Source organism: Mesomycoplasma ovipneumoniae ATCC 29419 (assembly GCF_028885435.1).
GTDB classification, from domain to species: Bacteria; Bacillota_I; Bacilli_A; order Mycoplasmatales; family Metamycoplasmataceae; genus Mesomycoplasma; species Mesomycoplasma ovipneumoniae.
Genome location: NZ_CP118522.1, coordinates 449,825 through 463,306 on the forward strand (window position 1 = coordinate 449,825; position 13,482 = coordinate 463,306).

Here is a 13,482-nt window from a genome sequence, read left to right on the forward strand (position 1 = left end):
ATTTTTTGTTGGTCATTAAAAAAGCTAATTAGTTTTTTTGTTTAAAGTATTTTTTTAAACTAATTCCACGAGTTTGCTAGTTTGATGAGTTAATCTTAAAAAAATGCCCTGGTTTAGTTTTGGCCGCTTTTTTAACTTAAAAAGCAAAATATGAAATATTTAAACTACCTTTTTTAGCTAAAACACTCACAAAAATCAACTTATGATAAAATAACAAAAATCAAAGAAAATACAACTACTATTTAAACTCAATGCAAATAGAAAACTCGTTTTTACTAACATTGAGCCTAAAAAAACATATGAAGTTTTGAAAGAACAATAATTAAAAGCCCTAAATTCGAAGATTTTTAAACGGTTAAATTTAAGGCATACCATCATATTTAAAAATATAATGGAAAATTCGCATTTTCTAATTTTTTTATGGCAAAAACATTCTTAATTCCCCCTTAATTCAATATTAAAATTTATTAATTATTCTTAGTGAGTCTAATTATAACTTATTTTTATTTTTAACCAAGCATTTTTTTTTTTTTTTTTTTGAAACTGTTAGTTTTAAAAAAAAAAAAAAAAATTAAGATTTTAGGTTAAAAAACACGGATTAACCGATATTTTTGCTTATTTGTATTCACTAAAAAGTGAATTTTTGCATCAAACTGGCAAACTCAGGAAAATAATCGACCGGATTTAAATTTTTGAAATATTAGATCATTTTTTTATTGGTCATTAAAAACGGTTAGTCAGATTTTTGCTAAAGCATTTTCTTTAAGTAATTTTTTACAGCTAGATTTACTAAACAATAAACTTAAAAAATATCATATATATAATTTATATTTATTATATATGTATCTAGAATTTATCCTAAGAAAAAAATTATTTTTTTTGTTTGTTTATTTTTAAAAAAAGTGTATAATTTCTAGCAAGGAAAAATAATGCAATCAAAAAACTCTATTAAAAAAGCATGAGAAAACAAAATTAACATTATTAATAATTTTAATGTTAAGTTTTCCATTTTCTTTGAAATAGTAGTTTTTGACACAATTTGTTCATAACATTAAGTTATATAGGATAAAAAAACAAAAACTACTATCGAAAAAGATAGTAGTTTTTGTTTTAAAAAAGGAGGGAAATGAAAAAACTTTTTATCGGTTCAGTACTTAGTGTTTTCAGCACGGCAGTTTTTGTTTCATGCTCAATTCAGCCCGCTTGAGAAAGGCAAGAATGAATTACGACTGTTAATTCTGCCACTTCTGATCCTGGTGCTTTTAAAACTTGAACTAACACTTTTACCTCGCCTACAGTCCCTAGTAGGTATTATACAGCTTCTTATTTAGTCCAAACTGTTTATGAAAATAGTGTTGAGATCAAACAAGATGGAATTAGCGATGAATCAAAAGAAAAACAAGACAAAAGTTTTAATTATTCAATTACAAAGCCAACATATAGTTACGAGTCTTTTGTTAATGCCGGGGCGATTGTAGTACGAAAAAAAGACGGTAGTGAGCTAGTTTTTGACAGCGATGCTCATGAAAAAGGCTATCTTGAACCTGGTCAGACCACCAATTCGCTTGTTATTAAATTAAAATCAGACCAAAAAAATTCAATTAATTCTGACTTTTTTGTTCAGGCACTTGATGAGGCTGAATCAATTCATTTTTTCTTAAAAAATGACGTAAAATGGGTAGACTATCAAGGCAATCCAAGCCAATATACGCTAAAACCTGAGGATTATTACTACGGATTTAAAGCCCAAAGGCTGTCAGATCCACAATACCGGGCAAGCGTTGGCGGAAGCAAAAAAATTGACGAAGAAGCTCAGAAAAAAATTCCTAATTTCGATCCAAAGTCAACATATTTTACAAATACTCTTATTAACTGGTATTTATTAGATCTTTTTGGAATAGATTTGGCTGATTTGGATGATGAAAACAAATATATTGAACAATACAAAGGCAAAAACGCTAATTTTCAAGGGCAAAAATCGGTAAGTTTTTACAAAGGCGCTTCAAAAGACAAAGTATTTTTTAACGGATTTTACCAAAAGTCAATACTTGGCGGGATGATTTATCCGGCGCCTTCTGGATTTATCGACAAACGAAACAGTGAAACTCAAACTATAAAAGACGGAAAACCATCAGGCCGTTTTGGCGAAACTGGCGAAGCACTTAAATATGGAGCCTACTGGTATGGCGAAGATTTCCGCAAAGATCAGCTTTTTGTCTCACCTTATACCCAACTTAGTCAGGAAACTCATCGTGAGACTTGAAAAATCAACAAATATTACCCACGAACTGGCTGAAAAGAGCAATTACCTTACATTTTCAACAAAATTACTACTCTTTATTCTAAATATAGCAGTCCTTCGGCGTTTGAAAATGCAAAATTCAACTCTTATCGCGAACAGACACAATTGGCTATCAGCTTTGACACGCTAAATGATTCAATTAAAAATTTAGTCTCAGGTGATCAAGAAACATACGGCTGAAAACTAAAAAAAGCAGAAAGTAAAGATGATTTGCACAAATGGTATTATTCTATACTTGTTCCAGGTTCGCTAAAACAAGAATTTAGACCGGAAGTTGGTGTTGCTTTTGATGAAAAATACTATGGATTTAATGATAATTTTGCAAAATTAAATTTTGGTGCTTCACTTGCTGATATTGCAAAGGGAAATGCCAAAGTTGTTGAAAATCTCATTTCAGGTCCAAGTCTTGAATTTCGGCAAATAATTGCAAATGCCTGAAATTTATACACAACAGCCCAATCAATTTCAAACTCAAGCTTGCCTTGATACAATTTTGTCTCTCCAGATAACAAAATTACCTCAAAGCCAGATTCAAAAACACCCCGCGATTTTTACCAAGAAGCAAATACAATTAAACTCCTTGATCAAACAGGGGAAATATATTATACCAAAACTCCCGAAGATGAGAAGAAAAAAAATTTTGAAAATGTCAATGATGCCACTAAACAATTCCAGGCGCCTCAATTTGAAGTGCTAAAAGCACGCATGAAAGCGCTACTTGATGATTTTTATGCCAAAAATAACATTCCCGCTGACCAAAAAGTTGAATGAACCAACCACAGTTATTTTGTAAATTCTGGCAACAAAGAAATTGGCGCAATTACTAACGGCGCAAAAGCGATAATGGATCTTGATCCACGGCTAAAAATTAAGCTAGTTTGGCCACTGACAGACCGAACTCGTCGTTTAAATTATTTACTAACACGAACAGGCGGACTTGATTTTGGTGGTTGGGGCTATGATTATGACGGAATTGGGACGGCTTTAGACGGTAAAATTCAACGACATGGTGTGGGTTATGCAATGCTGTCAGCTATTTATGCCAAAGGTCCAGAGTCAAAAATTGCAAAATCCTATCCACACGTATATCGTTATGCCCTTGCTGCTAAAGATTTTTTTGACAAATTTGCCCAAAAAGGTTATATAAGAGAATTTAAAGACTGAAAAGATGCACCAAATGCGCCAGATTTTGGTGCAACAGATCAGCATTTGGCTCCTGATCTTACTTATTTTTTTACTGGCGAGGTCAAAGAAGGCCCTGATCCAAAAGATGCAACTAAAAAAGTTATGAAATACAAGACTTTTGTTGACCAAATTAATGAACAAAAAGACGACAAAAACAAGGTTTCTTTTGATTTTAGCGCCCAGTCAGCAATTTTTAACCTGTCCTACCAAGAAGAAAATTCTGATGAAGAACTGATTAAATTAACCGCGGAATTAACCTCACTTTTAGGATTTGGACTTAATGATCTTTTGAATGTAGCATCTTCAACGCCATATGCATTTTTAGAAAATCCAAATATTTCAATTCCATATTCAAACAATACTTATTCAGGTTATGTTCCGCCAGACATGATTACAATTAAGCCACTCAAAGAAAAATTCCAAAACCTTAATAAAAAAGGAACAAATTAAAATGATATTAAAATATTCTCTCAAACGGTTAGGACTTGCGCTTTTAACTTTTGTGGCAATTTATATTTTAGTTTTTGTTTTACTTGCTAATTTTTCGCCTGATCCTTTTGGTGATGTTATCGATAAAGGTGCAAAAGGGACCGATCAGGCCAAAAAAATCGCTGATTTACACGCAAAATATTATTTTGACCAGCCGACTCTGACAAGACTAGCTTATTATACGGCCGATATTTTTCAAGGAAATTTTGGCGCCCGTTTTAAAACTGGTGAAGATGGCAAAATTCCTGAATTATTTTTCATGCCTTTGCGCTATACAATTTTAGTGTCGCTGCCTTCATTTTTAATAAGTAGCACTTTAGGACTAGTTCTTGGAACAATTGCCGCTTATCGGCGTGATCGACTTGAAGATGCGGCAATTTCGGGAATTTCAACTTTTTTTGTTGCAATTCCATCGTTTGTCCTAGCGCCTTTTGTTGTTTTAATTGCAATTAAAATTGGACTTCCTTTTGAGTTTAAAGATGCCGAAACCTATGGGAGTCTAACGTCATTTGCCTCACTTTTGCCGCCAATTTTTGTCTTTACGATCACTTCAATTGCGGGCTATGTTTTTTTAGTTCGAAACCAAGTTATTAGTGTGCTGTCGTCTGAATACATTTTGATTGCAAAAGCAAAAGGGCTTTCAAAACTGGACATTTTTTTCAAATATGTGCTAAAAAACGCAGCAATTCCGCTTGTAAGATCTTTGATTTTTTCTTATATTATTCTCCTTTCAGGTTCAATTGTCCTTGAGCAATTTTTCCGAATTCCCGGTAGTTCAACTATCTTAGTTAGCGCTGCCTTTGATGGTGAGATTAATATTTCAATGTTTTCAATTATTTTCTTTACTTCGCTTTCATTAGTTGTTGATATTATTGGTGATTTAAGTTATGTTTTTATGGATCCGCGAATTTCTTTTGGTCAAGACTCACCAGTAAGTTACTGAGCGCGAATTAAAAATTGAAAAGCACGTAATTATCGACCTGCGGAGGAAAAAAATGCTCGATCCTAAAGAATTTAACCAAAAATATAATCTCAAAGAAAACCAGATAAAACTCCTTAAATTAGCAAGTTTTTCGGAAAAAAACTACCAAGTAACAGGAAAAATTGTTGAACTCTGAAAAGATACAGTCCAAAAATTTTTTAAATCAAAAATCTCACTTATTTCCACGTTTTTATTTCTTAGTGTGCTAATTATTGCCATTTTTACAATAATTTTTAGCCCCTATAGTGTCAATAAGCCAATTTCAAATGCCGATCCTTCGCTTGTCTATGAACAGCTGCCAAGCACTTTAGGGACAATAAAAACAACAATTTCAACCGATATTCTCGAAAAAATCCGGGCAATTGAAGTTGAAAAAAATATCACTCTTATTCAAGGTGCGACCAAAGAATTATTTCCAAACCGTTGAGAAATTAATGTGAATCCTTATCAAGTTATGAGCGCCCTTGAAAATGGCAAAAATTTCATTTCACTAGTTGGAACAGACCAATTTGGCCGTGATATTTGACTCAGAACTTGACAAGGAACTCTGAATGCACTTGGAATTTCAGTACTTATTGCTTTAATTCAATTTTTAATCGGAATTGTGCTAGGAACTTATCTTGGCTATCACATTGGAAGCTGAATTGACAATATTGTTCTTAGAATTATTGACATTTTTGGTGCAATTCCTTGAATTATTATCTTTATTATTTTTATTGCAATTTGAGGGCCATATACAATCACAATTATTGTTCTTTTGTCGCTTACAGGCTGGACAATTCCAACTTATCAAGCAAGGTCCTATACTGTTATTGTCAAAGACGAAGAATATATTTATGCGGCAAAAGTAATTGGAGCTTCAAAATTCAGACAAATTTATTCACACATTTTGCCAAATATTCTCGGAAAATTACTCTCAACTTTTATTGCAAGTATTTTTTCATCAATTTCAACAATCGCATCACTAGCTTTCCTTGGATTTTTACAAGAAGGACCTGAGTCATCAGCAAATTTAGGACTAATTATTAACTCTTCAGTTCCTCTGGCTGACAAAAATCCAATTGCCTTGCTTTTACCTTCAATGGTTTTGGTTGCCTTAGCAGTTACAAGTCGATTTATTGCCAACGGAATTCATGATGCCCTTGATCCTCGTGTTGGAGGCAGAAAATAATGAAAAAAAAACGTATTTTAGACGTAAAAAATCTTCGTGTTAGTTTCAAAACCGGCAAAAAACAGTATCTTGAAGTGATCAGAGGCATTGATCTTAGTGTTTATTCAGGCCAAATTGTTGCCTTTGTTGGCGAGTCGGGTTCAGGAAAGTCTGTCTGTTCAAGATCGCTTTTAGGAATCAATAACTTTGCAAAAACTACTGCCACCAAAATGGAAATTGACGGCCTTGATGTTGGAAATTTCAAGAAAGACTATCAGTGACGGCAAATCCGTGGTCACAAAATTGGCTATATTCCTCAAGACCCTTTAGTTGCCCTAAATCCAACCCGGACAATTGGCAAACAATTGCTTGATGGTCTCAAAAACGACAAGCGTTTTAAAAATAAACAAGAAAAAATTGACTTTTTAATTAAGCTGCTTGAGTCTTTTGGACTTGAAAATGCAAAAGACCGCTTTTATTCTTATCCGCATACCTTATCTGGCGGAATGAAACAGCGGGTAGTGATTGCAATGGTAGTCGCCGCTCAGCCTTCAATTATTATTGCCGATGAGCCAACTACGGCACTTGATCCAACGGTCCAGTCTTCTGTTTTGGCACTTTTAGATGAAATTCGCCATCAATATAAAGTTTCAATTATTTTTATTTCCCATAATATTTCAATAGTTGCTAAATTTTGTGACTATATTTATGTAATGTATGCTGGCCGTGTTGTTGAAAAAGGAACTCGCCAAGATATTTTTACAAACCCAAAACACCCTTATACCTGAGCGCTAATTTCGGCAATTCCTGAGGGTTCAAAAAAAGAAGAACTCTATACAATTAGCGGGTCTCCGCCCGATTTAAGACACCTAACAGCCGGAGATCCTTTTGCTCCAAGAAATGAATATGCTTTGCAACTTGATTTTGAAAAAGAGCCCCCACTTATTAAAATTTCTGAAAGCCACTATGCCGCCACTTGACTTTTACATCCGTCTGCGCCAAAAGTTGAACTAAATCCTGAATTAAAAATGAGAATAAAATTATTTAAAGAAGTATTATAATGGAAATTGCATTACAGACAAAAAAATTAGAAAAATATTTTATAAACAAATTTGCAACCGTCAAAGCTGTTGATGGAATTAATTTATTGTTAAAAAAAGGCCAGATTTTAGGCATAATTGGCGAGTCAGGTTCAGGAAAAACCACAATTGGTCGCTGTCTTGTTCGGCTTTATGAAAACTTTGGTGGTCAAGTTCAACTTTTGGGTCAAATTATTTCCGGTAAAAAACTCTCGCGCAAACAAAACCTGTTTTTACGAAAAAACATGCAAATGATTTTTCAAGATCCTTTTTCTTCACTTAATAAGCAAAAAAATATTTACTCAATTTTAAAAGAAACACTCGTAATTAACGGCATAATTAAATCCAAAATGAAAGATATTTTTCTTGACTGAAATGATTTAATTTTTCACTTCAAGCGAACTCTTGAAAAAAAATACCTTGAAATTGAGCTTTTAATGCTCCAAGGCCAAAATCACGAAATGGAGCAATTTTTTGCCTACTGACAAGAGCAAATCAAACTAATTGAAAATGAACTTGAAAAATTTAGTCCAGAAAGTGGCAATCAAAATTTAAATAACGAATTTTTTGGCCAATATTTGCTTTATTTTGAACGCAAACAAAAACTTTTGGCAAGCATTTATAACTTAGCTTACGAAAATGTGGCCAAATTACACGATTATTTTTACGAAATTCAAAAAATTTACCGTAAAAAAGAGCAGGCAAAAGTCGAGGCTGAATATCGCCAAGCACTAAAAGATGTCGAAGACCTAAGATCACTAATTAAGTCTCAAAAATCATTTTTCAAAAAAACACTCAATGAATCAGGGATTAATTTAAAAAAAGAGGCTAGTCAAGAACTATTTAAATTCACAAATCAAAATAATTTAGTCTCATCTTATATTGCCGAATTTTTCTATGAGTACAAAATTGCAAATAATAACGCCCTAACTTCAAGGGATTTGGAAAAATATTCCTTTTTTAAAAAACAGGCAATAATTAACCGTCAAATTAGCAAGTTTTTAGCTCATCACGCCCGAAAAATCTGAGAAAAAAATTTATTTTCCTTTTTGGAAATCAGCCAAATTGAGCAAATCATTGAAATTTTGAATAATTTCAAAAAAACGATGTCAGAAACTTATAAAAACGTAATTTTTGACAAAACTAATGCCAAAAATTACATGAGCACAAAAGATTTTCGTGCTAAAATTTCTGAACATCTTTTGAAACTTGAATTAAATAGCTTCCTTGAAAGTGCAAAGAAAAACAAGCAAATTTTTGCTCAAAAAGTCAACTTTAGAACAAAATATCTCCAATTTAAAAATATTTATACTGTTAATAAAGAAAGAGGAAATTTTAGCACTGAAAATATTGAAAAACTTGCAAAATTAGAAGAAATTTTGGCCAAAAAACAAGTCGAATATGATACAATTAAGAACGAATTTATTCAAAATTACAACAACTGACTTAGCGAGCAAACCAAAGAAATAAACTTTCAAAAACAGGCTCAAACTGATTTTTTTAGCAAAATTTCACTCTTAGAGAAAAAAGTTCTTGCAATTCACCAAAAATTTATTGCAAAAATTAAATCTACTGGGGAATTTAGCGACCAAATTAGAAACATTGACAACCGTTTTAATGAAAAAATCGCCATAATCAAGACGCTTAATGTTGAGAAAATCAACATTAGGAATGTTTATAAAAACATTCAACTTTTTTATGGAATCAAAAAAGCGCCTACATTTTTCTTACTAAAGCGTTCAATTAAGAAATTTATTCTGAGCGAACTAATTTATGAAGCACTTGAAAATGTTGGGCTTTTACGCTCATTTGCCTACCGTTATCCGCACGAGTTTTCGGGCGGTCAGCGTCAGAGGATTGCAATTGCTCGGGCTTTAATTGTTGAGCCAAAAGTTATAATTGCTGACGAGCCAATTGCTTCACTTGACATTTCAATTCAGGCACAAATTATTAACTTGTTAAAAAAATTAGTTAAAGAAAAAAATCTTTCCTTAATTTTTATCGCCCACGATCTTTCTGTTGTTGAATATCTTGCTGATGAAGTTTTAATTATGCATGCTGGCAAAATTGTCGAAAAAGGTAAAACTGACGAAATTTTCCAAAATCCAACTCATCCTTATACAATTAATTTATTAAATTCAATCCCGAAAATTTCAAACGCGCACATTCCGTTTAGTCCAATTTTATTTAATAATGTTTATCTTGAAGAACAAAAATTCCCTAATGTTATTGAAGAATTAAAACTTACCCAAAACCATTTTGTCTATGGTACAAAAAAACAACTTGATAGCTGAACTTTGAAAAAAAGTTAAAACTAACCAAAAATAAGTGATTTTTAGTCTAAAAATTTAAAATCTAGACTTTGGCAATATTATCTTTGATCCTTTAGGCCTTAAAAAAGCCCAGAGCGTCGATTTGCTAGCAGTGCTTTTGGAGAAATCTTCAAAGAATTCAACATTTACAAAAAAGCAACCTTAAATAAACCTTAATAAATAGATTAATTAAACAAATATAAAATACCCCTTTGAGTTTCAGCGGAGGGGATTTTTATTATTTTAAAACTAACCTTTTGAAAAAAAAAAAAAAAAAATGTTTGGTCTAAGAAAAAATTATGTTATAATAAACAACACTAAGAATGAATTAATAAATTGATATTGAATTAAGGAGGATTTGATTATGTTTTTTGTCTGAAAAAATTAAATATTGCGAATTATCCATTATATTTATAAATATGATGGAATGCCTTAAATTTACCGTTTAGAAATCTACAAATTTAGGGCTTTTGGTTATTGTTCTTTCAAAACTTCATATGTTTTTTTAGGCTCGCTGCAAATAAAAACGAGTTTTCTATTTGCATTGAGTTTAAATAGTAGTTGTATTTTTCATGATTTTGTTATTTTGTCCATAAATTAATTTTTGCCGGGGCCTTTAACTAAAAAAGCAGTTTAAATATTTTATAATTTAGCTTTTTAAGTTAAACTAGCCAAAATAAGTAATTTTTAGTCTAAAAATTTAAAATACTAAACTTTTTTGTTGATAAAAATCTTTTATGCTGGAAAATTTGAAAAAATTCTTTTTTTTGCCGATTTTTAATGTATAATTAATTGTTGTATTTTTAATTAAGTATCTTTATTTTTTTATCTAGACAACCCGAAAATCTTTATATTTTAAATTATTAGTTTGGAAATTATATGTCAAAAATTTTAGCAACCCCAAAAGCAAGAGCGATGGCTAAGCAAGCAAATATCGATCTTGCTGATCTTAAAATTGAAGGACGAAAAATTGAGTCATCCGATGTTGAGAATTATCTAAATTCTCTAAAATCTTCGCCTGCTCCTGCAGTCGAAGCTCCAAAAGTTGAGGCTCCTACTCCAAAAACCCAACCAGCCTCAACAACCACAGTAAGTCCAACATCAAAACTAGATGGAAGACGCGAAAAAATTGCTCCAATCCGTAAAGCGATTGCAAGAGCAATGACAAATTCATGAAATTCTGTGGCTTACGTTAATTTAGTAAACCAAATTGATGTAACAGATCTTTGAAAACTTCGTAAATCTGTTTTAGAATCAGTGCAAAAAACAACTGGAATAAAACTAACATTTTTAGCTTTTATTGCAAAAGCAATTTTAATTGCACTTAGCGAATACCCAATTATTGCTGCAAAATACGACGAAGCTGCAAATGAAATTGTCTATCCTGATACTATAAACTTAGGTTTGGCCGTTGATACTGAAGCTGGTCTTATGGTTCCAGTAATAAAAAATGCCCAAACTCTTTCAATCGTTGAAATTGCCAGTGAAATTGTTAGACTGGCCAAAGCAGCTCGTGAGCGTAAAATCAAACCAAGTGAAATGCAAGGCGGATCATTCACTATTACTAATTATGGATCTGTTGGTTCTCTTTACGGTGTTCCAGTAATTAATTATCCAGAACTAGCAATTGCTGGTGTTGGCGCAATTATTGATTCTGCCGAAGTTAAAGACGGACAAATTGTTGCGGCCAAAATTATGCATCTAACAGTTGCAGCCGATCACCGTTGAATTGATGGAGCAACAATTGGTCGTTTTGCCGCAAGAGTTAAAGAATTATTAGAAAAACCAGAAATTTTAGGAATTTTATAATGTATAAATTTAAATTTGCTGACATTGGAGAAGGGCTCCATGAAGGAGTTGTCGCCCAAATTTACAAAAAAGAAGGCGACCAAGTAAATGAAGGTGATTCGTTATTCTCAGTTGAAACTGACAAAATTACCGCTGACATACCTTCGCCAAAAACCGGAAAAATTGTTAAAGTTTTAATGTCTGAAGGTGATACAATTCACGTTGGTCAAGAAATTTATTATATTGATGATGGATCAGGTGATAGCGATGTTCCCGAAGTTAAAACTGAAGAGAAAAAGGAAGAAGAAGCAAGTGGAGCAAGTGTTGTTGGTGAAGTAAAAGTAAGCAATGATCTTTTAAGTTTTGATTTTGGTCCAAAAAAATCAACAGCAAAACCAGCAAAAACTCCTGCCCCAAAAGTTGAAAAAGCACCTGAAAAACCTACTTCTTCTGCAAATACTGGCAAAGTTTACCAAGGTAAAATTGACCAAGAATTTGATGTAATTGTTATCGGTTCAGGACCTGGTGGTTATCTTGCGGCTGCTGAGGCTGGTAAAAATGGTTTATCAACTCTAATTGTTGAAAAAGAATATTGAGGCGGTGTTTGTTTAAATGTTGGCTGCATTCCAACAAAAGCAATGTTAAAAACTGCCGAAGTTCTTGATTATGTAACTCACTTTAGTGACTATGGTCTTGAAGGAAAAACTGATGTAAAAATTTCCTGAGAGAAAATGCACCAACGAAAAACTGAAGTTGTTAACAAATTAGTTGGCGGAGTTAAGGCAATTGTAAAATCAGCAAGAGCTACAAGTATTTTTGGTGAAGCCAAATTCCTAGGTGCGCACGAAATTTCAGTTGAAGATAAAGTTTATCGTGGAAAAAATATTATTCTTGCAACTGGATCACGTGACCGTAAATTGAATTTACCTGGTTTTGAACAAGGTTACCAATCAGGAAAAATTTTAACTTCAAAAGAAGCAATTAATCTTGAAGAAAAAATTAGTTCAATTGTAATAATTGGTGGCGGTGTTATTGGTGTTGAATTTGCCCAAATTTTTGTCGCTGCTGGAGTTAAGGTAACAATTTTACAAAATCTTCCAAGACTTTTGGCAAACCTTGATGGCGAAATTTCACAAATTATTACAAAAAACTTAACTGACCGTGGTGTTAATGTTGTTCTAAATTCTAATATTATTAGCTATGAAAATGATAGTATTGTTTACGAACTTGACGGAAAAAGACAACAAATTAGTGCTGATAAAATTTTAGTAAGCATCGGTCGTGAGCCAAATTCTGAAGGTCTTAGCGAAGTTGGAGTTGAACTTGATGCTCGCAAAAGTGTTATCGTTGATGATCAATGCAGAACAAATGTTGACGGAGTTTATGCAATTGGTGATCTTAGTGCAAAAGCAATGCTAGCCCATGTTGCTTACCGTCACGCCGTTGTTGCAGTAAGTACAATAACTGGAAAAGGCGAAAAATATAACGATAAAACCGTTCCAGCTTGCGTTTATACTCATCCCGAAATTGCTTCAGTTGGTCTAACTGAAGAACAAGCAAAAGAGCAAGGTTATGATTTTGTTGTTGGAAAAGCTAGTTTTGCTCACATTGGTAAAGCAATTGCTGCCGGAGATGCCCACGGATTTGCTAAATTAATTGTCGATAAAAAATATGGCGAAATTCTTGGTGCTCACTTTATCGGTCCAGTAGCTACTGATATGATTTCAGAAATTGTCGTTTCAATGGATGCTGAGGTAACAATTCATGAACTTGCAGCAGCAATTCACCCTCACCCTACTTATAGCGAAGTAATTTGAGAAGCAGCCCGTGCTGCACAAGCAAAACTAAAAAGATAAAATCAAAAATCAACTCAATTAATTTCTTCAAAACATCAAAAAAGGAAATTATTTATTTAGTTTCCTTTTTTTAAATTAATGCAAAAAAATAAAAATTTAAGCCGTCTTGATTTTTGTGCACCTTTTTATTGTTGATTTTTTGTAAATTTGCCCAAATTCTTGTGCAAAATGCAAAATTTTAATTTTTAACCTTTAGACTGTCAATTTTTGATGTATTTAAATTTGTCTTTAAGTCTAAATTTGTATTGCTTCATTTTGATAGAATTTTTTTTGAATATTCTGGAATAAATATACTATTTTACAAAATCTCTTTGTTTTTTTTTTTTTTTTGCTAGAATT

General features: G+C 32.4%; 7 protein-coding genes. All 7 read left to right on the plus strand.

From position 1 onward, the window contains the following. Positions 1 to 1,126 precede the first annotated feature (1,126 nt). The 7 genes from PWA39_RS01750 (at position 1,127) to lpdA (ending at position 13,143) form a co-directional block, all read left to right on the plus strand. The gene (locus PWA39_RS01750; protein WP_069099455.1) at positions 1,127 to 3,937 is read left to right on the plus strand and encodes an OppA family ABC transporter substrate-binding lipoprotein; all 2,811 of its coding nucleotides are present in this window, start codon (positions 1,127 to 1,129) and stop codon (positions 3,935 to 3,937) included. Position 3,938: 1 nt separating this feature from the next. After that, a complete protein-coding gene (locus PWA39_RS01755) occupies positions 3,939 to 4,985 on the plus strand; it encodes an ABC transporter permease (RefSeq protein ID WP_044284193.1) in 1,047 nt (348 codons plus the stop codon). Beyond that, positions 4,972 to 6,129: an ABC transporter permease gene (locus PWA39_RS01760; protein ID WP_069099454.1), complete on the plus strand. Its 1,158-nt coding sequence runs from the start codon at positions 4,972 to 4,974 to the stop codon at positions 6,127 to 6,129. Before PWA39_RS01755 ends, PWA39_RS01760 begins: the two co-directional genes overlap by 14 nt. Beyond that, entirely contained in the window at positions 6,129 to 7,169 is a 1,041-nt protein-coding gene (locus PWA39_RS01765; protein ID WP_069099453.1) for an ABC transporter ATP-binding protein, read from the plus strand. The genes PWA39_RS01760 and PWA39_RS01765 overlap by 1 nt, the downstream gene beginning before the upstream one ends. Further along, on the plus strand, positions 7,169 to 9,499 hold the full coding sequence (locus PWA39_RS01770; protein ID WP_069099452.1) for an ATP-binding cassette domain-containing protein: 2,331 nt from the start codon (positions 7,169 to 7,171) through the stop codon (positions 9,497 to 9,499). The genes PWA39_RS01765 and PWA39_RS01770 overlap by 1 nt, the downstream gene beginning before the upstream one ends. A gap of 879 nt (positions 9,500 to 10,378) precedes the next feature. Further along, complete coding sequence (locus PWA39_RS01775) at positions 10,379 to 11,308, plus strand: 2-oxo acid dehydrogenase subunit E2 (protein WP_069099451.1); 930 nt, start codon at positions 10,379 to 10,381, stop codon at positions 11,306 to 11,308. Then, the gene (gene lpdA / locus PWA39_RS01780; RefSeq protein WP_069099450.1) at positions 11,308 to 13,143 is read left to right on the plus strand and encodes a dihydrolipoyl dehydrogenase; all 1,836 of its coding nucleotides are present in this window, start codon (positions 11,308 to 11,310) and stop codon (positions 13,141 to 13,143) included. Before PWA39_RS01775 ends, lpdA begins: the two co-directional genes overlap by 1 nt. Positions 13,144 to 13,482 lie beyond the last annotated feature (339 nt).